Below are 24,162 nucleotides of genomic sequence, written 5' to 3' on the forward strand. Positions count from 1 at the left end.
GAATTTAATTTAATGTATGCGTTTTTATTAAAAAAGCTATCGGAAACGGTAAGCCCGTTCCCGATAGCGTTATATTAAATAACTGCTTTAAATAGGTTTACTATTTAATGATCAGTTTTTCGTTCCTCTCGCCAGATGCACCATTGATTTTAGCAATGTACATACCTTTCTGAAGTCCGCTCAGGTTGATAGAACCACCGTTCTCAATACCTTTAGCCGTGTGAACTGTTTTACCTGTAAGGTCTACAACTGTTACGTCAACTGCTTCTTCAGTAGTGAAGTTGAAGATACCATTTGACGGGTTTGGATATACTGCAAAAGAAGAAGTTTCAAATGATCCGTTTGCAAGTACGCCACTGTTTGTTAATGTAGCATCCTGTTTTACAAAGCTTCCGAAAGTACCATTGTGAGTGTACAATACAGTACCATCGTGAGATGTAATAGTTACACCATGCGGTACAACAGCAGTACCTGCAGTGTTGTAGTCCCATCCGTCGCCAACAGCGTCTCTTAGATATACACCGATACAAGTATCTGTAGTTACACCTGCGATAGTATTAAGGTTTACATCATAAGTAAAGGTCTTTTCTTTATAAGTAGCACTATTATTCGGGAATGATTTGCTCCACACGCCTACAAGCTGTCCGTTATCGTCATATTTAGTAAGGAATAGTGCCATTTCTGAAGGGTATTCATCTGTATTCAGAACAACCTTAATGTTAGCTGATGCTTCTATCGAAGCATTAAGAGCAATTGAGAATTCTTCTGAAGTAAAGTCTGCAGCAGTCTCCTGTGTTAAAGGATCCTGGCCGTTTACTTTAAGAAGTACCATTTGGTAATCTGCTGTAGGGTCAATAGTTAAACCTGTAAAGTCAACTTCTCCTGTATCATAACCGCCAATGTTTAATGTGAAATCCTGAGTGGCTACTATTTCACCGTCTTTTTTAAGCTGTACCTGTGCACTTGTAATTGCATGGCCGTAAGTACTTGAAAGGTAACCTCTGATAGCACCGTCAGCATCGCAGTATCTTATGTCTTCTGCATTTATTCTGCCGTAGTAGTCAATACCTGTCAATGGTGCTAAACCCTCTTCAGCTCTTGCTGCGTTAATAGAAGCAACCATTGCCCCCATAGAGTCTCTTTCTAAATTGTAAACTTTACCCTGTACATCTTGTTCAGCATTTGGTACAATTGTATAAACTGAAGGGAAGCCCTCAAGGCCATACGCCTGAGCAGCCGTATCATTATTAATGATCGGGTAAGGTACGCCGGTAATCCAGTCACCTTGTGATGGACCACGCTCTTGTGTGCCGGCTGTAGGAGGGTAATTTTTTCCCTGTGCTCCTAATTCAAATATATTTGTGTTGTCGTCAGCTTCAATAAATATTACCCTAAGCTCATCGCTTCCTTCAGGACCATAAGTCTCATAAAGAGTTTCAAGGGTCTTAGAGTTGTGGAATGACCAGCAAGGTGCACACCATGCCGCTGACATATCAACAATAACAGTTTTCCCCTGATTCAGGTATTCCTGAAGTGAAATGGTTTCACCATAATTTACCACATCCGGGCTATAGGTCATAGATAGTATTCTTTGTCCCGTGATGTCTGGAGCAGTAGTGCCATCCGTTATCTGCGCATTTGCAGCAACGGCTCCCATAAGCATCATACCTAATAGTAATCTTTTTTTCATAGTTAAATAAGTATAGTTGTTATTTTATCTCAATCTAAATTAGGATGTTATGGGTTAAGCATATATAAACCTAATGTAAATTTTGACGAAATTATAGAAAAAAATGACACCTCAAAATTTTTTTGATAAATCATGCGAAAAAAGTGTGTTAAATAGTAAAAAAAAGTGATATTCTATCAAACCTATAGACTTTTAACCACTAAAAACGCAACTTTTTTAGGCTTTTATGTTATTCTTTTTAATTTTTAACGGCATGGCATATCTTTGGCTTTTAATTTTTTTTTAATATTGCCACCGCTAACTGCCAATGCAGTTTTTAATAAAATTTTAAGATTATGAAAAAATTAGCCCTGCTGTTCTTATTTCTTACCGTTTCTGCTTATGCACAAAAAGAAGTACCTTCAGTAACCCTTAAATCTGTAGATAACAAAGCTTATAATGTTAAGACTGATTTTGCTGAGAAAGACAAGCTTTATGTAATTTGCTTTTGGGCAACGTGGTGCGTGCCATGTATTAATGAGCTTGATGCCATAAATGAAAATTATGCAAAATGGTCTAAAGAGCTTAATATGGAAGTTGTTGCTGTTTCTATTGACGATACACGTACACAAAAACGTGTTAAGCCATTGCTTAACGGAAAAAAATGGCCTTATACAGTTCTGCTTGACACTAACCAGGATCTGAAACGTGCCCTTGGCGTGGCAAACCCGCCTTATACTGTAGTGGTAAAAAATAAAAAGATAGTTTATATTCATAATGGTTACAGCCAGGGTGGAGAAAAAGAACTTTACAATAAACTGAAGCAGCTGTAATTGATGAAAAAACTATTTTTATTATTGCTGCCTTTTGCTGCGGGGTCATTGTATGCGCAGGAGAATGATACGATCCAAAAGAAGGATTACGGAAAAATTTACGGTAGTTTCGAGTCGAATGCCCAATGGTACCTTAACGATAAAGGCAGGGGGCTTGCGCATCCTGAAGACCCTGTGCGTTCTAACAATTACCTGCTTGTAAACTACCAGCTGAAAGGCTTTACTGCCGGAGTTCAGGTGGAGGCTTATGAGCCTAATGCTCTGCTAAACTATAATCCGGGTTTTAAAGGTACCGACCTTGGTATTTATTTCGCGAGCTATAAAACCGAAAAATTTGAATTTACTGCGGGATATTTCTATGAGCAGTTTGGCAGCGGAATGCTGCTTCGTGCATGGGAAGACCGCGCGCTGGGTATCAATACTGCCATCAGAGGTGGCAGGGTGATCTACAGGCCAAGCGATAATGTGAGGCTAACTGCATTGTATGGAAGGCAGCGTAGTGGTTTTGGTGTTGCAGATGGAGATGTCTACGGATTTGACTCTGATTTTAACATCAGCAAGTTGTTGAACTTCAAGGAAAGCGACCTTTCATTTGGTGTTACCTACGTAGGCCGTTATGAGAAGATCGATCTGCCGGACCCTACTTTCAACAGCCTTACAAGCATGTCGGCTTTCAGGTTCAATTTCATCCACGATGCATTTTATGTGTCGGGTGAATATGATTACAAAGCTGAAGACGGAGTGCTTGATGCCCAAAACAAGTTGTCTAACGATTTTGTTAAACCCGGTAATACGGTTTTGCTAAACTTTGGTTACTCTAAATCAGGGCTTGGTATCGATGCTACCCTGCGCAGGATGGAAAACATGAAGATACTATCTGAAAGGGTTCCGACTGCTACAGGCGACCTTCAGACAACCAGCCTTAACTTTAATGATAAGGTGCTTAACTTTACGCCGGCGCTTACTAAGCAGCATCACTCGAACCTGGCTAATATCTATGTGTTCCAGGCGCAAAGCAAGGTAGATTTTATAGATCCCACAAAAATGAAAGCCGGTGAGACCGGTGGGCAAATTGATATCTACTATGACTTTGAGAAAGAAACGGCTATAGGCGGTAAATATGGTACTAAAGTGGCACTGAATGCTTCGAGCTGGTATAACCTGCCGGGTAGCTACAGGGCTGTACCACCGGACTATAACACTAACTTCTTTGGGGTTGGCGAAAAGTATTTCTCAGATTACAACATCGAGATCAAAAAGAGGCTTTCTGATACATGGCTGACAGGTTTTTATTATATCAATCAATTCTATAATAAAGACTGGCTCGAAGGAGGCGATAAGGTTAAGACCAATATCGTGACTGGAGAAGCTACTTATAACTTTACCGAGAAAAATTCAATTCGCGTTGAGGGTGAGCACATGTGGGCTGATGCCGATAAGAAGAACTGGGCCGGAGGTACTGTTGAGCTTAATCTTAACGATACCTATTCGTTCTATTTCTGGGATATTTATAATTACGGGAATGATGACTCAAGCAAACAAACGCATTACTATAACATGGGAGGTGCTTACCGTATTGGGGCAACCCGTATCGCAGCCAACTACGGAAGGCAGCGTGGCGGTCTTGTATGTGTAGGCGGTGTATGCCGTTTCGTTCCTGAGAGTACAGGTTTTACCTTAAACATCAGTACTGCATTCTAAGAAAGAATTACATTAATTACCAAAGTTTTATATACGTGAAGATCTCCGGAGCATTGTTTCGGAGATTTTTTTTTGAGGATAAACCAAAATTTGAAAAATATAAAAAAATGAACTTCTTTTTTTCATTTTTTATACTCCAAAAATAGCATTTTTCACTCCAATAACCCAAAGCGCAACATTAAAAATTATACATTGATAGTCAGTAAGTTGATAAATGTGTTTTTTGCCCTTTAGTGACGTCTGAAATACGCAAAGTGTAATAGTAAGCACTGTTTTTTAAAGCTAATATTCAGAATGTCATTTAGTTATAAAGATATGTTGCAGTATATGGCATGGGAAGAATTAAAAGCCCCCTAAACCTGCAATATTCTGCAATATTTATCTTTCAATAATGTCTATTCGACTATAAGTGTTTTGGTAAAAAATACTATTTTTAGCTTTCCAAAAAACAAGTAAAAAATGGGAAATTATCCTGAGATTATTCGCTGGGGTATCATTGGATGCGGCGATGTTACCGAACGCAAAAGTGGGCCGGCCTACCAAAAGACGGATGGCTTCGAACTACACGCCGTAATGCGCCGTGACGCTGCTAAAGCCGCTGACTATGCTAAAAGGCATGGTGTGCCTAAGTATTACGCTGATGCTGACCTGCTTATAAACGACCCTGAAGTTGATGCGGTCTATATAGCGACACCTCCCGATACCCATAAACACTATGCCCTCAAAGTAGCCGAAGCAGGTAAGCCGTGCTGTATAGAAAAGCCCATGGCACCTTCTTATGATGACTGTGTTGCTATCTGTGAAGCTTTTGAGGCAAAGGGCCTGCCACTATTTGTAGCTTACTACCGCCGTTCGCTGCCAAGGTTCTTACAGGTGAAATCATGGATTGATGAAGGTAAAATAGGCGAGGTGCGCCACGTGAACTGGCACCTTAGCAGGACACCTTCTCCGGTCGATGTCTCGGGTGATTTTAACTGGAGGACAGATGCTGCCATAGCTAAATCGGGTTATTATGAGGATCTTGCCAGTCATGGGCTTGATCTTTTTGCCTACCTCTTGGGCGATATTAAAGAAGTATCGGGGGTGAGTGTAAACCAGCAGGACTTATACAGTGCGAATGATGCTGTTGTGGGTTCCTGGCTGCATGAGACCGGTGTTACCGGTACCGGTACCTGGAATTTCGGTAGCTTTGAAAAGGATGACAGCGTTACGATCATTGGCAGTAAAGGCAAGATCGGGTTTGTTGTTTTTGACGATGCCCCAATCGTACTCACTACTGCCGAAGGCCGGGTAGAACTTGAGATAGCACATCCTGAAAATATACAACTATATCACGTGATGAACATGAGGGAACACTTGCGTGGCAATACACAGCATCCGTCTACCGGGCGAACCGCTGCCCGGGCAAGCCAGGTGATGGACCGCATGACCGGACTATAAAAAGAAAGGCCTCCGCATTGCGGAGGCCTTTTGACGTAAAAAATCAGACTGATTAATTTTTCACGATCTTTTTTGATGTGATCTTACCATCTGTTGATTTGGCGATCAGTATATAATTGCTTTGCGGTAACATTGCTATATCAATGCTATTGCCTGTGCTTTCCAGTACCTTTTTACCTTCAAGGGTGTAAATTTCAACATCGCTGATATCATATTGCGACTGTATTGTAATAACCGTTTGAGCCGGGTTAGGATAAATGATAACTTCATCTTTATTGAATTCATCCAGTCCTAATACCTGACCTGTTACAGTAACTTCGATAGTATCTAAAATGGTTGCGTTTTCGGTACTTACAGCCTGAATTGTAGCCGTTCCGTTATTGATGGCGTGTACCACACCATCCTGTGTTATGTAAGCAAAAGCATTGCCTGATATGGTGCTCCATACTACATTTTGGTTAGCGTTAGAAGGAGTTGCCGTAGCAATTAACTGTAGTGTTCCTCCATTGGTTGTGATAATCGGGTCTGCATTATTCTCAACCGTAATGACAATGCCCGATACCGCTACTACCTGCCCGGAAATGGTTACTTCTATGGTGTCAAGGATCGTATTGTTTTCAGTGCTAATTGCTTGTATTGTAGCTGTTCCGTTGTTGATAGCATGTACCACACCATCCTGCGTCATGTAAGCAAAAGCATTGCCTGATATGGTGCTCCATACCACATTTTGGTTAGCGTTAGAAGGCAGTATAGTGGCTACCAGCTGTAGCGTTCCGTCATCTGTGGTAATCGTTGCAGCAGCATTGCCGGCAACAGTTATTTCAAGGCTTGCAGCAGGTACTACCTGCCCGGAAATGGTCACTTCTATGGTGTCAAGGATTGTATTGTTTTCGGTACTTACAGCCTGAATTGTAGCTGTTCCGTTATTGATGGCGTGTACTACACCATCCTGCGTCATGTAAGCAAAAGCATTGCCTGATATCGTGCTCCATACCACATTTTGATTAGCGTTAGAAGGCAGTATGGTGGCTACCAACTGTAGCGTTCCGTCATCTGTGGTGATCGTTGCAGCAGCATTGCCGGCAACAGTTATTTCAAGGCTTACAGCAGGTACTACCTGCCCTAAAATGGTCACTTCTATGGTGTCAAGGATCATATTGTCTTCAGTGCTAACGGCTTGAATTGTAGCTGTTCCGTTATTGATGGCGTGTACCACACCATCCTGTGTCGTGTAAGCAAAAGCATTGCCTGATATGGTGCTCCATACCACATTTTGATTAGCGCCTGAAGGCAGCACAGTGGCTATCAGTTGTAGCGTTCCGTCATCTGTAGTGATCGTTGCAGGAGCATTACCGGCAACGGTTATTTCCAGGCCTGTAGCCTGAGGAAGCTGCCCACTGATCGTTATCTCTAAAGTATCTGTAATTGTTGCGTTATCGGCAGCTGTGGCCTGAACTACTATTGTGCCGTTAGCAACAGCAGTTACTATTCCGTTAGCATTAAGGGTTGCATATTGTGAACCGGAAATTATTTGCCATGTTTTTTCCTGGCTTACATGCTGCGGCGTTATTGGGGCAACCAGCTGTAGTGTTCCGTGGTTTTGCGTTATTGTTGCCGGGCTGTTATAGGGAAGAACATCTATTCCGGTAACAGTGTTGCTTATCTCGTAAAAGATCTTAATGTTAGGGCGTTCTTTATATGATCCGGTGCCATTGTTATGGTTTAGGGTAAGGTTGCCGCTCATAGGCACGGTATTGATCGGCCATGCGCCAATAACATAATCACTAAATCCGGAAGTAAATTGCCATGATATGAAAGCGCTGAACTGTGCCGTCTGTCCGTTTTGGTACATTGCCGTTGCCAGTTCTAAACCGTTACCGGTATAAGCAATCGGGGTTTCGAAGTTAAAATCGATCCATCCAACGGTTGCCGGAAGGTCATAGGCCGGATTATCAATTACTTCGGTGTGCGATGTCATGATACTGGCATAGGTAGTGGTAATGTCAAGCGGTGCCTGAGCAACCGAGTTTTTGGCAAACATCCTGAACCTAAGGTCAGGATAAGCATCGCCGCCATAAGCCGCATTGATTTTGTTGAAGGCAACTCCCGTGATATTGGCTCCTATAGGAATATTAATCGACTGCATCTCGGCCTGCGTAAAGAGCATATTAGATACAGAACCATTACGCTGGGCAATTCCTGCATACATCATAGGGGCATAAATAGCTCCAAAAAAAGGATTGGCATTTTCACCTTCACCAATTTGACCTTCACTGATCGAAAAAGCTGTTTTAGTGCTAAAATTTAATTCAGTCCAGCTGCTGTTAGATGTTTCTGAGCAATGACTGCGTAGCTTAAGTGTATAGGCTGTAGCCGTCTGAAGGCTGGTAACAAGCAGGCCTGCCGGCTGTGTTGCGGCACCTGATTGTAATACAACTGTGTTGCCGTTTAGTGTAAGTTGCCACTCATAGCCCGGTGAAGGTACAGATTGTGGTGCTGCCCAGTATATTTTAGCGTGGGCCATACCTGTATTTACGGCCGCAAGGCCATAGGGTGCTGCACACTCCTGGGCAGTGAGGTTTGATACAATGAGCAGAAATAATGCTGCTATTGTTTTTTTAAAAGTTGAAAAATTCGACATTATTTTAGGTAGTTTATATTACATATCTGCGATTAATTAACAATACGTGGTCATATTGTGATATTTGTTTTTGAACATACACTATCACTATTTAGACTAAATATTAATAACTAGATTTGCGGCAAATTTCAGGAACCCCTCAGACAGTGTTGTTTGCCAAACGGATTTTAAACTAAGCCAAACGGATATTTTATCAAGGATGGAAAATTATGAACATCTGGACGATAGCTGCAGAATTGTAAGCCACGGGAAAAAGAAGCCTGTGGAAAATGCTTCTGACGGCTTTGGAGAAGTAGTTATAAAAAAAGTCGATTTTAGCGGTATACGGTTGCTATATGGCAGGCTGAAGTTTATAAAACCAGTGCCGGTCCAGGTAATGAATGACAGTCCGTATGTGGAAATGTTCTTTTTGCTTTCCGGGTGCAGGGACAGCCATTTTTCGCAAAGTAATGTAAGGGATTCGATAGATGCGGGATACCACAATCTGTATTACATACCTGATAGTGAATTTTATATCGAACCAACGGCCGAAGTAAACGAGAGTATCTATATTCAGATACAATTTACCAAAGAATATTTTAAACGTTTCCTGCCTGAAAGCCATCCTTTACTGTATGCATTCATAAAAAACATGAATGAGGATAAGCTTTCGGTATTAAGTTCAGTCCATTTACGCATTACGGCAGAAATGTATACTCTTCTTAACGAGATATTGCATTGTGAAAAAGAAGGGGTTATGAGGCAGCTGTATACCGAAACAAATATGCTGAAGCTCTTGTCGCTTCAGATCGAACAATGTGGTTCGGCTGTAAAAAAAGAAGGTAATCACGTTAAACAGCATGATGTCGAAAAGTTTGAAATGGTAAAAAAGCTGCTTGAAAAAAATATAGCCTACAGTCATTCGCTGGCAGAGCTCTCGCGCCTGAGCGGACTGAACGACTTTAAGCTTAAGAAAGGGTTTAAGGCATTGTATGGCACGACTGTTTTTGGTTACCTGCACGAGCTAAGAATGGTAAAAGCGGCACAGTTGCTGGCAGAAGAAGCAATGCCTATTGCTGAAATTGCAGAGTGCTGTGGGTATGTTTATGGGCAGTCATTTTCTACGGCTTTTAAGCAGCGATACGGGACTACGCCCGAGAAGTTCAGGAAAAAAGAAAGGCCTCCGCATAGCGGAAGCCTGTTTCTATAACCAAACCTAACAAACTGTTACTTTACAGCAACAGTTTCAACAAACATTTTATCGTTATATTTTGTTACTACGGTAAATTTCGCAGCATTTATCTTATTGGTGTCAAAGCGTTTAGCGTAGGCAGCTTCGCCTTTAAACGTCTCATTGAATAACTCTGTGTTGTTCTCATCATAAAGTATAATTTCTACCGGGGTATTGTTAACTTCTTTGATGGTTACGGTAACGATACCGTTTTTAGTCGTTACTACAGGCTTAATCACCTCTGCAATGGCTTTTTCTGAAACCAAAGCTGTCTTTGCATCGATTTTGATCTCATAACGGGCAATTTTCGCACCGTTTTCAGCTTCAAGGAAATAGCTTCCTGCCGGAAATGCATTCAGGTCGTATGTCCTGTTGATCTTTCCGTCTTTTCCTTTAATGTTCTCTTCAAAAAGAACTTCACCGTCTTTACCCGTGATAGATACGTGTGCTTTAGTATTGTTGATTGAAAAATTGATTAATTTTCCAAGACCACTTCTTACGCTTACAGAAAAATCTGCATCATTTGCTCTTACTCCAAACGCAGTTAAAAATACTGCAAGGGCTAAACCGAATTTCACTACATTTTTCATACTATTATTTTTTATTGGTTTAACAAAAATTCTATGGTGCTAAAGTACTCCTGTTCTATACTACTATGATTGTCTATATTTTCTAATTTATATGCTATATTACCTTTGCGAAAACGTTATAGGTTATTTTAATGTAAATATTGGCAAAATTTTAATAAATTTGGTATTCCAAAAGACATCCTAAATGAAAAATATCAAGGCTACATACGAGGTTATCGAACCTGCTTTCGGTAGTTCGTTCTACTATTCGAAATATGTGCAGAATGCGAATATAAAAGCACACCTGTGGCACTACCATCCTGAGGTGGAGCTGGTGTTTGTAAATGGCGGTACCGGCAAGCGCCAGATAGGCAGTCACATCTCCTATTATACTGATGGCGACCTGATACTTATAGGCAGCAACCTGCCGCATTGCGGTTTTACCGATGATCATACAGGTAATAAGAATGAGACCGTTATCCAGATGAAGCCTGATTTTTTGGGTGATGCGTTTATGGCCTTGCCCGAAACAAAGAACATTCACCAACTGTTTGAAAGGGCTAAGGGAGGTATTGCTTTTGGTGAAGAAACCAAAATAGCATTAGGCGAAAAGATAGAAGCCATGGAAGCCCAGCCTCCGCTTGAAAAGCTGCTTACAATGATAAGCATACTCGCCGAACTGGAACACGCTAAAGATTATAAGATACTCAATGCAGAAGGCTTTTCGCTCGAAACCCAACTTCAGGACAACGACCGCATTAATATGGTATTCAATTATGTGAAGGATAATTTCAGGGATGAGATTCCCCTTGATGCTATGGCTGATATGGCGAGCATGACAGTGCCTTCGTTTTGCCGTTACTTTAAAAAGGTGACCAATAAGACCTTTACACGTTTTGTAAACGAATACCGCATAGTACACGCCTGCAAGCTATTGGCGGAAAAGCAAATGAGCATCGCTGATGTGTGTTACGAAAGCGGCTTCAATAATTTTAGCCACTTTAATAAGTCGTTTAAAGATTTTACGGGTAAGAGCGCTTCGGGGTATCGGAATGAGCTGAGGGCGGTAGTGCAGTAGTAGTAAAGCACGAATTACAAATCCGCGCTATCGGGTTGGTGTTGGCACTAGTTGATCAATTTAAATTATATCCAAAATATTAATAATAATTATATCCTTTTTTAACATCGACTATCCTCCCTTTAATCAAATTGGATAATGTTACACCCGATCTCATCATATACTCATAGCTTGATTCCTCTTCATTTAAATTAAAATGAACTATCTCCGGATCTTCCGTTTCTTCATCCAGAAAAACCAACGAAAATAAATCTATATCAAATTGGTCAAAAGCAAAAAAAGGACGTGAAATAGTATGATCACTATTACTTATCGCTTCTCGTATTGCAAGTTGGTACAGGAAAGGTCCCTTTCTACTTAATGAAATTACAGAGCATTTATTACCCGCTATATGTAGCAATTCTCTTAAAACTTTTGGAAAAGGTTTCCCATTATTATATAATTGTTCTAACTGAAATATGTCAGTTACTGGTAAAGGTTTGTTAGGAAAAATATCTTGTAAATTCTGAGAATTTAAATTTTCCAATTCTCTTAAATATTCTATTATCATAATTATGATATTTGTTAGATAAATACCCCTGTTGGTACACACGTCTCGCTCGTGCCCAAGTTTTAGACCACACTAATCCCCATATCCACAAAGGCTTTCAGCATTTTGTTCTCAGGTTCAGCTTCGGTGATAATGACATCCAGGTCGGTTACCGGGCAGATGTAAAAGGACTCTACCGTGTTGGTTTTTTCCAATGATGACATGGCAATGGTTTTGGCTGCTTTTTCTACCATCATTTTTTTTACCTGTGCATCCTCATAGTCCATTGCGGTTACGCCCATGCTCTCATGGATACTGCATATCCCCAAAAAACAGATGTCGGCACGCACGCGGCTGAAGGTGTCCAGCGTTTCCAACCCCATGGTGGTAAAAGAGGTTTTGTACAATCTGCCGCCTGCAAAGATAACCTCTGCATTGGGATGGTCTTCCAGTACGTTTACTACAGGAAAGCTATTGGTAACCACTGTTATCTTCAGGTTTTTAGGAAGGCTTGCCGCCAGCGCCACTACCGATGTTCCTCCGTCAAAAAACACTACCTGTCCATCCTGTAAAAAATCAAGCGCTTTAGTTGCTACCACTTTTTTAGGGCCAAGGTCATATTTCTCCCTGTCCCTGTAATGGTGAGGGATGGGTGAGTGCACTATGGCTCCGCCACGTACGGCCTTTAGCAGACCGCGGGTGTCTAGTTCCTTAATGTCACGGCGCACAGTGTCTTCCGATACCTTAAGCATTTCGCTAAGCTCGTCAAGGCGCACCCTGCTGTCCTGTGTTAGCTGACCTAATATAAACTGTAAACGTTCTTCTTTTATCATAAATTTGCAGTATGTTGCAAATATACGCAAATATTTATTGCAAAATATTGCAATACTAAAATGAATGTATCTATCTTTGTGCCGTAATAATGCAATAACATGCAAAATAATGCAACAATGAAAAAATCGATAGCTATAGATATGGATGGCGTACTCGCCGATATTGAACAATACCTCATAGACTGGTACAACAGGGAAACCGGAAGTACTATTACAAGAGATGAGATTCAGGGAAAAGAGGACCACGAGCTTTTTCCTGATAAAGAACTGCTAATAAAGATACTGAATACTGAAGGCTTCTTCCGCAACATTCCGGTAATGGACTGTGCTGTAGAAACTGTGCGTTCGCTTATGGAAACCTATGATGTATATGTTGTATCTGCAGCGATGGAGTTTCCGCTGTCACTGTTCGAAAAGCACGAGTGGCTTGCTGAGCATTTCCCGTTTATCAGCTGGAAGAACATCATCTTTTGCGGCGATAAGAGCATCATCGATACCGATTATATGATCGATGACCATATTAAGAACCTTGACTTCTGTAAAGGAAAGCCGCTTATGTTTACGGCCTTTCATAATGTAAACCTGAATCACCATCAAAGGGTAAACCACTGGAATGAGGTATCGGGGTTATTGAAGGGATTTGAAGCAGCTGAATAAATTTCTACCGAAGTTTAAGAATAACTGAGTTAAGCCAAAGATGTTTATGGCTTGAATATTTGGGTAACCCTGCAGGATTTTTAAGTCTTGCAGGGTTTATAGTATATGGTTATAATGACAATAAACGACTGTTTTTATTCCTATATTGGCAATAAATAACAAGAAAAGAGCGAAATTTTAGGCAAAAGGGCAATGAATTGTTGTTTTTTAAAGAAAAGCCCGACTTGTCGTTCTTAAAATTGTTTATATTCGTAGGTATTAAATGTAAGAGATGCCTACTAATACTATTGATAAAGAATCGGGAAAAATTGCGGAACGTTCAGTTATGAATGCGATCTCCATAGATTGTGTTGTCTTTGGGTTTGACAAGGGAAGCCTTGAAGTGCTGCTTGTTGAGCATGCCCACGGCATCCGTAAAGGGGAGTGGGGATTGCCCGGGGGATGGATACATGAGAATGAAGGTATCGACGAAGCTGCCCACAGGCTGTTGGCCGACCTGACAGGGCTTGATAATACCTATCTCGAGCAGCTAAAGGCTTTTGGGGATCCTGACCGTTTTCCGCTGGGCCGTGTTATTACAATTGGGTATTATGCGCTGGTAAAGAAAGAGGATTATAATATACGTGCAGGCTTTACAGCATCAGACGCCAAATGGTGTAAAATTGCCGATGTGCCCAAGCTTATCTATGATCATAACGAGATATTCGATTACAGCCTTATGAATCTTCGCCGTCGTGTACGACAGGCACCGATAGGCTTTAACCTCTTGCCTGAAAAATTTACATTGTTCGAACTGATGCAGCTGTATGAGCAGATACTGGGCATAGAGATGGATAAATCCAATTTCAGGCGAAAGATACTGCACATGAAATTGCTTGTAGCACTCGATGAAAAACAAAAGGATGTTTCGCACCGCGCTGCCCAGCTTTATGAATTTGACCCTAAGATCTATGAAAAGCTTACCGAAAAGGGCTTTAACTTTGAGTATTAATATACAGATTGATTAGGTAAATATTGTAAGCTCCGGAGGAGCGACATATTTATAGAAATTATTATGAAATATTAAAAGAGCTCCGGAGGAGCGGGATTATATTCCGCTCCTCCGGAGCTCTTCGTTGATAGGTTCATGGGCCCTATAAATATGCCGCTTCTCCGAAGCTGTTACAACGACCCCCTCTCGATCAGCCTGCTCTTGTTCTCAATCTGCCCTTTATCCTGTTTTACTATCATTTCGGCAAGAAGCCTTCCCATTTCCCTGAAATCGGTAGATATGGTCGTGATGCCATTGCCTACCACTTTTTTCAGGGGCGTGTCGTTATAGGATATCACACCTACATCAACTCCTATTTTCAGTTTTCTTTCACGGGCTTGTTCCATAACGCTTACCAGATGGCGGTCGTTAGGAATAATATAGGCCTCGCCGTGCTTTAGCTGCCGGTTTTCAAAATCGGGGATTATCTCATGGTCAAAACCGTTATCAGTGCAAAAGCCTGTAAATCCCTCAGCCATGCCCGGTGGCTGCTTAAAGGAAGGAAATATCAATATCAGTTTTTTATAATTGCGCAATTTTACCTTACCCTCTGTAAGGCCGTTATACATGTCTTTTACAAAATTCTGGTGTACTGATGGGTATCCGCTCAGTTCGTCATTGGTCTGGTCAAGAATGTAGACATCATTTGCGGGCAATGCCTTAATAGCTGCCGCTGCCCCTTCAAGCGTGGTTGGCATGATGATGTATTTTGAATAATCGCCATTGTTCTCGTTGATGAGCTTTTTAAAGACCTCGATGCTGAAATAATGGAAAAAGATATCAATCTGCGCATGGTTAGCCATCGTCTCCATAAATGAATTGTAAAGGTCTTCCTTGAAGGAGTTGAACTCGTCAAAAAGCAAAAAGATGCGCCGTTCAAAGCTGAATTCCTCACTCTTGATGTAATAGCCCTTGCCGAGCCTGGAATAAATGATGCCGCGTTTTTTCAGTTCGTCATAGGCTAATAGCACAGTGTCTCTTGAAAGCGAAAATTCCAGGGCAACCTTATTGACCGATGGAAGCTTATCACCCCGCTTAAGGCGCTTTTCGGCAATGGCTGTCTCTACAGATAAAATGATCTGCTTGTATTTGGGCAAGCTATGCCTGCTATCGATGTTTATTATTTTCATGATGAATGCAACTGGTGGTAAAGATACAAAAACTGGTAGGTACTGGTATGATCGGTGCGCATTAACATTTACATTTGGTGCTGATTCTATAAAGAAACAAACTAAAAAAATCATATTTCTCATTTTACTGATATGAGTATTGCGAAATTATTCGGGATCCTTCCGGACGGAACTGAAGTACATGAATATACACTGACAAACGGCAAGGCGCTGACTGTAGCTTTTATCAGTTATGGGGCGACTATACGTTCGTTATTGGTAACAGGAAAAGACGGTGTACAGACCGATGTTGTTTTGGGTTTTGAAACCCTCGAAGGTTATATGGAATCGTACAGCCTGCCAAGTCCGCCTTATTTTGGGGCGGTCATTGGGCGCTATGCCGGGCGCATGGGTAATGGCACTTTTAGTATAGACGGTAGGGATCATGTCCTTGCCAAAAACCATGGTGAGAACACGCTTCATGGAGGCAGATCAGGTTTTGGGCGTGCCGTTTGGGAAGTGACAGAGGTAAAGCAGGAGGCAGACAGGGCATCGATAACCTTTGCTTATACCAGTCCTGATGGGGAAGAGTTTTTTCCCGGAGAGCTGCTTACCCGCGTAACCTATATGCTTACTCCTGACAATGAGATCAGTATTGAATATGCTGCCAAAAGCAGCGAAGATACTGTGATAAACCTCACGCAGCACAGCTATTTTAACCTTGAAGGGCATACCGCAACAATATCATGCCACGAGCTTATGGTAAACAGTGTGGTGATGCTTGAAGTTGCCGAAGACGGTATACCCACGGGTAATTATATTGAGGCGCGCGAGAAGGGGTTCGACTTTAAAGTTCCATCTGCCTGTCCTGCAAAAATTGACACTTCGTTTGTGCTTGGTGTCAATGCCCAGCCGGCAGCGATACTCGCCAGCAGCGTGAGCGGACTGAAAATGTCGGTATATACCGATCAGCCTTCGGTGCATATTTATGTTGGGGGCAATTGTTTTGGTAAGATAGCGGGTAAAGAAGGAGTGGACTACCACACGCAGAGCGGAATATGCTTTGAGACACAGAACTATCCCGATGCCCCAAACAAACTTCATTTTCCAAATGCGGTTTTGCGCAAGGGAGAAACCTATACCCAGAAGACAATCTGGAAATTTGAACAGCTATAAACAGCCTCTCAGGGGCGAAAGATATAATGAAAAAGAAACTAGTTAAACAGGTAACGGCTGCCTTTGAGGCAGCCTTTGGCACAGAGCCCAAACATATTTTCCTTTCTCCGGGGAGGATCAATGTTATTGGCGAACATGTAGATTATAACGATGGTTTTGTGCTTCCGGCAGCCATCAACAAATACATTTGTTTTGCGGTGTCAGAGTCCGGCAGCTCTAAGAGTACCATTATCGCCAAAGACCTTGGGGAGACTTATTCTTTTGATATAAATGAAGAACTGAAGCCTACACAAATCATGTGGGCCAATTACATACTTGGGGTTATCCATCAGCTGAAAGGCCGCAGCAATGCGCTCAAAGGCGTGAACATTGTTTTTAGCAGTACGATACCTATTGGAGCAGGGCTGTCATCTTCGGCGGCGCTGGAATGCGGTATCGGCTATATGTTCAGCCATATTTTCGGTTTAGGATTATCCAAAGAAGATATCGCCCTGATAGGGCAGAAGTCGGAACACACTTTTGTGGGAGTGAATTGTGGTATCATGGACCAGTTTGCATCTGTTTTCGGAAAAAAGAACAGCGTGATAAAACTGGACTGCAATACCCTTGAATATGAATACCATAAAGCCGATTTTAAAGAATATTCATTATTATTGTTAGACAGTAATGTAAAGCATACGCACCTTACCTCGGGCTACAATACCCGCAGGCAGGAGGTAGAGACCGGACTTACGGTGCTTAAAGAAGCTTATCCGGGGGTAAAGACCTTTCGGGACTGCAATGAGCAGCAGGTAATCGCACAGCGTGAAAAACTGGGCGAAACCAATTTTAAACGCTGCCTGTTCGTGGTGCAGGAAATACAACGCGTGCTCGATGCTGTTGACGCACTCGAAGCATCAAATTTTGCCGCATTGGGGGAACTGATGTTTGCTACCCACGACGGCCTTTCGAAAGGTTATGAGGTAAGCTGCGAGGAGATCGATTTCCTGGTGGATGCCGTAAGGAATGATAATAACGTAGCAGGCTCACGCATGATGGGCGGCGGTTTTGGCGGATGCTCCATCAACCTGGTGAAAAAAGGAAGCGAAGATGCCCTGATCGATCGTGTGAGTACTGAGTATAAAGCAAAATTCGGGATAACGCTGACACCATATAAAATAAAGATTTCAAAAGGTACAACCCTTTATAAACAATAATATGCAGGTATTTGACAATAACGAACATCCGCACAGGCGCTATAATCCCTTAACGGGAGAGTGGGTGCTGGTATCGCCGCACCGCAACAAAAGGCCGTGGCAGGGGCAAAAGGAAAGTGCTGCCAATAATGCTTTGCCTGAATATGACCCTGAATGCTACCTGTGTGCCGGGAATGTGCGCTCTAACGGGGTACAGAATGACCGCTATACCGACGTTTTTGTATTTGATAACGATTTCCCTTCGCTGCTTACCGATGAGATAAGCACTCCTGAAAGCAGCCCGCTGTTTCAGCTGAAGCCGGAAAGGGGTATCAATAAAGTGATTTGTTTTTCGCCAAAGCACAACCTGACCATTCCTGAAATGGAGGTAAGTGCACTGGTAAAAGTGGTGGAAGCCTGGAAACAGCAATATGCCGAACTGGGAAGTAAAGACTTCATCAATCACGTACAGATATTCGAGAACAAGGGTAGTGTAATGGGCTGTAGCAATCCGCATCCGCATGGGCAGATATGGGCACAGTCGTCACTGCCAACTTTAGTCGAAAAAACACAAGCCAGCCTTCTTGCTTACTATGAAAAACATAATAAAAGCCTGCTGGCTGACTATCTTGCTGAAGAGCTTGTAAAACAGGAGCGCATAGTAACAGAGAATGCTCATTTTGCCGTTGTGGTTCCGTTTTGGGCTACGTGGCCGTACGAGACCATAATCATCAGCAAAAGGCATTTTGGCACTATTACCCAAATGACTGCTGAAGAATCTTTGGCATTTGCCGAAATACTGAAAGCAATCACCGTGAGATACGACAACCTGTTTGAAACGTCTTTCCCTTATTCGTCAGGGATCCATCAGGCACCAACCGACGGGAAACCGCACCCTGAATGGCATTTTCACATGCATTTTTATCCGCCGTTGCTGCGTTCTGCCTCTGTTAAGAAATTCATGGTGGGTTACGAGATGATGGCCGAGGCACAAAGGGATATCTCACCCGAAAAAAGTGCAGAGATCCTTAGAAATCTTTCTGAAAAACATTACAAGCTAACCAAATAACCACACCGCCTTACTATGAAAGCATTATCTATTGCCGATTATGTTGTTTTCTTATTCTATTTTATACTGATCGTAGGCTACGGGCTATGGATATACAGGCGAAAAAAGAAAGAAAGCACCAGCAGTAACGATTACTTTTTGGCCGAAGGCTCGCTGACATGGTGGGCTATCGGGGCATCGCTTATTGCGAGCAACATCAGTGCCGAGCAATTCATAGGCATGAGCGGAAGCGGTTTTAAGATGGGCCTTGCCATTGCAACCTATGAATGGATGGCATCTATCACGCTTATTATTGTTGCCATATTTTTTATTCCGGTATACCTCAAGAATAAGATATTTACCATGCCGCAGTTCCTGAACCAGCGTTATAACGGGCGCGTAGCCATGATTATGGCCGTCTTTTGGCTGTTGCTGTATGTGGTGGTAAACCTGACATCTATATTATATTTAGGCGCTTTGGCCATCAGCAGCATATCGGGTATTGACCTGAACCTGTGTATGGCATTCCTGGCTGTTTTTGCGATTTTTATTACGCTTGGAGGGATGAAAGTCATTGGCTATACCGATGTTATACAGGTATTCTTCCTGATACTGGGCGGCCTTGCAACCACTTATCTTGCGCTTAATCTTGTAGCAGAGCACTTTGGAGGCTCGGGAGTTATAGATGGTTTCAACCACATGACTACGCAGGCGGGCGACCACTTCCATATGATATTTGACAAAACGAATCCTAACTATGCCGACCTTCCGGGAATATCGGTATTGGTGGGGGGGATGATCATCATTAACCTTAATTACTGGGGTTGCAACCAGTACATTACCCAGCGTGCCCTTGGTGCCGACCTAAAAACCGCACGGGGTGGTATATTGTTTGCCTCGTTCCTGAAGCTGCTAATGCCTATAATTGTGGTGTTGCCTGGTATTGCGGCCTATGTGCTGCACCAGCAGGGTGGCTTTCAGGCAGAGATGCTTCAAAACGGCGAACTGAACCCTGACCGTGCCTATCCGGTATTGCTGAACCTGCTGCCTTCGGGGCTTAAAGGCTTGTCCTTTGCCGCGCTTACTGCAGCTATTGTGGCGTCGCTTGCAGGTAAGGCCAACAGTATCGCGACCATATTTACCCTTGACATCTATAAAGAAAAACTGAATACCGAAGCCAGCGAAGAGAAACTGGTAAAAGTGGGCAAAATAACCGTGGTAACGGCTATGATAGTCGCCATCATCATTGCACCATTTTTGGGTATCGATAAAAAAGGAGGTTTCCAGTTCATACAGGAGTTTACGGGCTTTTTGAGCCCCGGTATCTTTGCGATGTTCCTGTTGGGCTTCTTCTGGAAAAAAACAACGTCAAATGCCGCTTTGTTCGGTATGATAGGCGGATTCATCTTCTCGGTGATCTTTAAGTTCCTTCCGGGTTTTGTGAACCTTGAATTCCTTTATGACTGGGGATTAGCCGTGGCCAATGCCGATGGTGTGTTTGAGATCCCTTTCATTGACAGGATGGGCTTCGTGTTCCTTATCTGTGTAACAGGTATGTTCTTTATAAGCGTTAAAGAATACCGCAAAGGCGTTACTACTAATGGCCTTGAGATTGACACATCTATGTTTAAGGTGACGAACGGTTTCCTTGTGGGAGCCATTATCGTGACAGCCATTATCGCGGCACTGTACACCTTCTTCTGGTAATATAATTTTGTTGTATGTTTGTTTGAGAAAGCCCCGGCCAGTAATGTGCCGGGCTTTTTATTTTGTTGTAGCAAGCTGTATGATCTCGCCTTTATAAAAATCAAAAAGGAAAAGCTGCTCATATTCTGTTTTGAAAGGCTGCAGCAAAACATCATCGAAAATGTAAAAGCTGTCGCAGTGGCTTACAAGCCTGTCCAGTACCAATACCAGCCAATTGGCTGTGCTGCTTGTTTGTTCAATAACACCGGCAATATCTTCCCTGTTGCAATCTTTGGCTGTTATGTTAGAATATATGCCGACAGCTGCATTAACCTTAGTGATCTTTTTTACCTGGTTATAGGGTGTCAGGTTGCCATGTATTGCATTGATAATTTCTTCTTCCAGTTCCATTAGGCTGCCTGAAGTGAAATTGTTTTTTTGATGGTTAAGCTCGATGTAATAAGCCCCATTATGCTTATCGTTCAAGACGGGTTCAATAGTACTGAATATATTGTTTATGAAATTGTTTTTTGGTGCCTGCTTCAGGTCGATGTCTGTAAAAGTTACGCTTATGTTTTTTCGGCCCGCGGTGTCCATCAGGCCATCCTCAGTAATTTGCGAACCATTGCCATAGCAGGATGCAAATTTCCATAAATTGATGAGGTTCTCGATACGTTTGTCCTTGTCAATTATAAAATCATTATCTTCAATCACACTTATCCATTGTTCTATCGTTGCTGCATCCATGGTACAAAAAGTTTATTCAAATGTAGATTGCAATAAGTTTGGGCTTTGTTTTTTTATACCAAATGGGAATTATTTTATACCAAAGCTTTTATAGGCGGAAACAGATGCCAGCTTAAAAGTGCTTTGTATAATATAAACAGGGTTTTGTATAAATAAGTTTTGTAAGCAACTGTTTTTAGCGTACTTCGCAAAGATTAAAAATAATATGCAGGGAGTAAAGGATATATATTGTACACAAAACTGGTTTGTAAACTTTTTTGTAGATAAAAAGTACAGGCTGTATCGTCATTTGCTGATATGGGTTTATCTGGCACTAACGCTGCTGGACCGTGGCGAGCGGATAGAATTTGAGGAGCCTTATGACCTTTACATCCGTATTATGTGGATGGCTTATTTCCTTCTAATGGTTTACATTAATATGTATATATTAGTGCCTTACCTTTTGTTCAGGGGGAAATATGTAAACTATCTTATTAAGCTTATAAGCATTATAGTGATAACCTTTGCGATTGTGCGTCAGGTGCATGTTATCTATTTTGACCCGCACAGGATATTACCCAAAACAGCAAGAATAGGTATATTCAGGGAAATACTCGCCGCTGCCAATATTATCACATTAACGGTGTTCTCTTCTACAGCCATAAAATTATTCCAGCAATGGAAAACCGATACGGGGCGTATAACAGAACTGGAGAAAACAACATTGCAAATGGAGCTGAAAGAGCTGAAAAACCAGATAAATCCACATTTTTTGTTCAATATGCTCAATAATGTGAATGTGCTGGTTACCAAAGACCCTGAGAAGGCATCGCTGATAATCGTGAAGCTATCTGATTTTTTACGCTACCAGTTGTATGAGAACAATGCGGCATCGGTTCAGCTGTCGTCAGAGATACATTTCCTGAGCGATTTTATGGAACTGGAAAAAATAAGGCGCGACGATTTTACTTTTAGCCTTACCATAAATAATGCTGATAGCGATGATATGCCTCAGGGCCTCAGCCTGCCGCCTAATATGTTTATAGCGTTTGTAGAAAATGCTATTAAATACAGTGTAGACCCTGATTATGCGTCGTATGTGAAAGCAGATTTTACGCTTGATGGCAACAAACTGTATTTTACCTGCATTAACTCTAAAGCAAAAGAGCCCTTAGAGCTTTCAGGAAGCGGTGGTTTGGGGCTTGCTAATGTAAAGAGACGGTTAGAGCTGTTATATGGTACCGATTTTACGCTCGAAATCCGTGATGATAAATATGAGTATGAAGTTAACCTAATATTGCCGGTATGAATTGCATTATAGTAGACGACGAGCCACTGGCACGCGAAGGGATGTTGCTTCAGCTTCAGGATATGACGGATATTACCGTGACCGGCAGCTTTAACAGTGTGAAAAAAGCCAGGGCATTTATGGACGAAAACACAGTAGACCTTATCTTTTTAGATATACAAATGCCGGGTATCACGGGGCTTGAGTTTGCAGCGACTATCCCGTCAGAAACGTTAGTGATCTTTACCACCGCCTATTCGCAGTATGCCCTGCAAAGCTATGAGGTTGAGGCTATAGACTATATTGTGAAGCCGGTAAACAAGGAGCGATTGATAAAAGCGGTACAGAAAGCGATAGGGTATCATGAACTTTTAAGGGGGCAGAATGCCCTTATGGAAAGTGTGGATGCCGAGTTTATGCTCATAAAGTCGGAAAGGAGATACCATAAGATATTGTTTAAGGATATACTGTATGTAGAAGGGCTTAAAGATTATGTTGTTATTTATATCGATGATAATAAGATAATCACGGCCATGAATCTCAAGACCATACACGGGCATCTCAATCCGGCCATGTTTGCCAGGGTAAGCAAGTCATACCTGGTCAATATAAACCATATCGATTCGTTTGATAATCATACCATATATATAAAAAACACAGAAATCCCAATAGGAGATGTATTTAGAAAGGATTTTCTGGAACTCTATTTAGGCAAAAATCTCTCAGGCAGGCTCTAAGAGTTCAATCATCAATCAATCATATAATAATCATGAAAAAAAAGTTAATCTTGTTTTCATCGGCATTGTTATGCCTTACTGCCAACGCTCAGGAAAATGAGACCGTAAAAGAAAAAATGCAGGCTGCAATTGCCGATAAGTTTCCCTTTACACGTGTTTTTGATGTTAAGTACATTCAGTACCTGCCGCAGGATTTTGATAGTGAATTACGGGATAACGACTTTATCAGCGGGCGAATAAAAAACAGATCGAAGCTGAATTTTTTTGCTAACATCCCGGTGATTATGAAGAAGAAATGGAATGTTACTGCGACTGCAAACTATAAATATGAGTATGCAGAACTGGAACAGGTAAAAGATTTTAACGGGGTCGATCAGGCTTCGTATACTAAAAGTTATGATTATCATTATATCTCTGCCGCACTAAGCTTTACCGGATATACCACCTTGTTTAAAAAACCTTTTATCTACAATGCAAGTTTTATTGCCGATGGCAATGAACGCGATGCGCAGCGTATTAAAGGTTTTGTAGGCGGATCAATTGTGCTTAAAGCCAATGCCAAAACAAAAATGACCCTGGGACTTATTATACTGTTGGACCCGACCTCTCCGGTACCGGCAGCACCGGTCTTTACGCTCGATCACAGGTTTAATTCCGGGTGGATGGTGGATATTATATTGCCGCAAAGGCTGTTCCTGAAACACGATGTGTTTACCAATGGGCGACTATCGCTGGGCAGCGAACTCATTAGCGACGGATTTTACCTGCAATCATCCCAGTTTGGAGCAGGTAAGGTTTTCGACTACCGCCAGCTTGAAGTTCGTTCGGGGATTACATACGAGCACTGGTTCAGCAATACCCTGATTGGTACATTTAAGGCAGGGCTTGCCAATGTTTTTAATTCAAGGATTTCGGAGAGGGGAGAGTCAACCAATGATTACATTTTTTCGACTACTCAGGATGGTACGGGTTATTTTAGCTTAGGATTTTCGTTCAATCCGTTTTCTAAAAAGAAGAAATAGAATAA

Annotated in this window: 21 protein-coding genes; 14 read left to right on the forward strand and 7 right to left on the reverse strand. The window is 42.0% G+C overall.

What is annotated here, in order from left to right; all coding sequences use genetic code 11:
- Positions 1–100: 100 nt before the first annotated feature.
- A complete protein-coding gene (locus ACX0HA_RS01600; RefSeq protein ID WP_458843516.1) occupies positions 101–1,690 on the reverse strand; it encodes a T9SS type A sorting domain-containing protein in 1,590 nt (529 codons plus the stop codon).
- A 335-nt stretch (positions 1,691–2,025) separates the two neighbouring features.
- On the opposite strand from ACX0HA_RS01600, the gene ACX0HA_RS01605 reads away from it, so the two are divergent.
- The 3 genes from ACX0HA_RS01605 (at position 2,026) to ACX0HA_RS01615 (ending at position 5,643) form a co-directional block, all read left to right on the forward strand.
- Positions 2,026–2,502 carry a TlpA family protein disulfide reductase gene (locus ACX0HA_RS01605; protein ID WP_458843517.1) on the forward strand — a complete coding sequence of 159 codons (477 nt, stop codon included), beginning with the start codon at positions 2,026–2,028 and terminating at the stop codon, positions 2,500–2,502.
- 3 nt (positions 2,503–2,505) lie between these two features.
- Positions 2,506–4,203, forward strand: a complete 1,698-nt coding sequence (locus tag ACX0HA_RS01610) for a DUF6029 family protein (protein WP_458843518.1) — start codon at positions 2,506–2,508, stop codon at positions 4,201–4,203.
- Between the two features lie 459 nt (positions 4,204–4,662).
- On the forward strand, positions 4,663–5,643 hold the full coding sequence (locus ACX0HA_RS01615) for a Gfo/Idh/MocA family protein (protein ID WP_458843519.1): 981 nt from the start codon (positions 4,663–4,665) through the stop codon (positions 5,641–5,643).
- Positions 5,644–5,695: 52 nt separating this feature from the next.
- Here ACX0HA_RS01615 and ACX0HA_RS01620 read toward each other — a convergent pair whose 3' ends face one another.
- A complete protein-coding gene (locus ACX0HA_RS01620; RefSeq protein WP_458843520.1) occupies positions 5,696–8,284 on the reverse strand; it encodes an Ig-like domain-containing protein in 2,589 nt (862 codons plus the stop codon).
- Between the two features lie 199 nt (positions 8,285–8,483).
- Between ACX0HA_RS01620 and ACX0HA_RS01625 the strand changes: the two genes are divergently transcribed.
- On the forward strand, positions 8,484–9,473 hold the full coding sequence (locus ACX0HA_RS01625) for a helix-turn-helix domain-containing protein (protein WP_458843521.1): 990 nt from the start codon (positions 8,484–8,486) through the stop codon (positions 9,471–9,473).
- A 17-nt stretch (positions 9,474–9,490) separates the two neighbouring features.
- Here the strand turns inward: ACX0HA_RS01625 and ACX0HA_RS01630 are convergent, their stop codons facing one another.
- Positions 9,491–10,084, reverse strand: a complete 594-nt coding sequence (locus ACX0HA_RS01630) for a hypothetical protein (RefSeq protein ID WP_458843522.1) — start codon at positions 10,082–10,084, stop codon at positions 9,491–9,493.
- 184 nt (positions 10,085–10,268) lie between these two features.
- Between ACX0HA_RS01630 and ACX0HA_RS01635 the strand changes: the two genes are divergently transcribed.
- Positions 10,269–11,141: an AraC family transcriptional regulator gene (locus tag ACX0HA_RS01635; protein WP_458843523.1), complete on the forward strand. Its 873-nt coding sequence runs from the start codon at positions 10,269–10,271 to the stop codon at positions 11,139–11,141.
- 79 nt (positions 11,142–11,220) lie between these two features.
- Here the strand turns inward: ACX0HA_RS01635 and ACX0HA_RS01640 are convergent, their stop codons facing one another.
- The gene (locus ACX0HA_RS01640) at positions 11,221–11,691 is read right to left on the reverse strand and encodes a hypothetical protein (RefSeq protein ID WP_458843524.1); all 471 of its coding nucleotides are present in this window, start codon (positions 11,689–11,691) and stop codon (positions 11,221–11,223) included.
- A gap of 62 nt (positions 11,692–11,753) precedes the next feature.
- Positions 11,754–12,503: a DeoR/GlpR family DNA-binding transcription regulator gene (locus ACX0HA_RS01645; RefSeq protein WP_458843525.1), complete on the reverse strand. Its 750-nt coding sequence runs from the start codon at positions 12,501–12,503 to the stop codon at positions 11,754–11,756.
- Positions 12,504–12,620: 117 nt separating this feature from the next.
- On the opposite strand from ACX0HA_RS01645, the gene ACX0HA_RS01650 reads away from it, so the two are divergent.
- A complete protein-coding gene (locus ACX0HA_RS01650; protein WP_458843526.1) occupies positions 12,621–13,160 on the forward strand; it encodes a 5' nucleotidase, NT5C type in 540 nt (179 codons plus the stop codon).
- 271 nt (positions 13,161–13,431) lie between these two features.
- A complete protein-coding gene (locus ACX0HA_RS01655) occupies positions 13,432–14,151 on the forward strand; it encodes an NUDIX hydrolase (protein WP_458843527.1) in 720 nt (239 codons plus the stop codon).
- 170 nt (positions 14,152–14,321) lie between these two features.
- Here ACX0HA_RS01655 and ACX0HA_RS01660 read toward each other — a convergent pair whose 3' ends face one another.
- Positions 14,322–15,320 (reverse strand): substrate-binding domain-containing protein, encoded by a 999-nt coding sequence (locus tag ACX0HA_RS01660; protein ID WP_458843528.1) that lies wholly within the window; start codon positions 15,318–15,320, stop codon positions 14,322–14,324.
- 132 nt (positions 15,321–15,452) lie between these two features.
- Here ACX0HA_RS01660 and ACX0HA_RS01665 point away from each other — a divergent pair, with 132 nt between their 5' ends.
- From ACX0HA_RS01665 to ACX0HA_RS01680, 4 genes are read left to right on the forward strand one after another with little or no spacing between them, the layout of a single operon-like run.
- On the forward strand, positions 15,453–16,475 hold the full coding sequence (locus ACX0HA_RS01665; RefSeq protein ID WP_458843529.1) for an aldose epimerase family protein: 1,023 nt from the start codon (positions 15,453–15,455) through the stop codon (positions 16,473–16,475).
- Positions 16,476–16,501: 26 nt separating this feature from the next.
- Positions 16,502–17,671, forward strand: coding sequence for a galactokinase (galK, locus tag ACX0HA_RS01670; protein WP_458843530.1), 1,170 nt, complete (start codon positions 16,502–16,504; stop codon positions 17,669–17,671).
- Position 17,672: 1 nt separating this feature from the next.
- Positions 17,673–18,719, forward strand: a complete 1,047-nt coding sequence (locus ACX0HA_RS01675; RefSeq protein WP_458843531.1) for a UDP-glucose--hexose-1-phosphate uridylyltransferase — start codon at positions 17,673–17,675, stop codon at positions 18,717–18,719.
- A 15-nt stretch (positions 18,720–18,734) separates the two neighbouring features.
- On the forward strand, positions 18,735–20,405 hold the full coding sequence (locus ACX0HA_RS01680) for a sodium/sugar symporter (protein WP_458843532.1): 1,671 nt from the start codon (positions 18,735–18,737) through the stop codon (positions 20,403–20,405).
- Positions 20,406–20,462: 57 nt separating this feature from the next.
- On the opposite strand, the gene ACX0HA_RS01685 is transcribed toward ACX0HA_RS01680, so the two are convergent.
- Complete coding sequence (locus ACX0HA_RS01685) at positions 20,463–21,131, reverse strand: hypothetical protein (protein ID WP_458843533.1); 669 nt, start codon at positions 21,129–21,131, stop codon at positions 20,463–20,465.
- Between the two features lie 205 nt (positions 21,132–21,336).
- Here ACX0HA_RS01685 and ACX0HA_RS01690 point away from each other — a divergent pair, with 205 nt between their 5' ends.
- The 3 genes from ACX0HA_RS01690 to ACX0HA_RS01700 are packed head-to-tail and all read left to right on the forward strand — an operon-like array spanning position 21,337 to position 24,157.
- Positions 21,337–22,419 (forward strand): sensor histidine kinase, encoded by a 1,083-nt coding sequence (locus ACX0HA_RS01690; protein ID WP_458843534.1) that lies wholly within the window; start codon positions 21,337–21,339, stop codon positions 22,417–22,419.
- Entirely contained in the window at positions 22,416–23,135 is a 720-nt protein-coding gene (locus tag ACX0HA_RS01695; RefSeq protein ID WP_458843535.1) for a LytR/AlgR family response regulator transcription factor, read from the forward strand. Before ACX0HA_RS01690 ends, ACX0HA_RS01695 begins: the two co-directional genes overlap by 4 nt.
- 32 nt (positions 23,136–23,167) lie before the next feature.
- A complete protein-coding gene (locus tag ACX0HA_RS01700) occupies positions 23,168–24,157 on the forward strand; it encodes a hypothetical protein (protein ID WP_458843536.1) in 990 nt (329 codons plus the stop codon).
- Positions 24,158–24,162 lie beyond the last annotated feature (5 nt).

Source organism: Flavobacterium hauense, assembly GCF_054457175.1.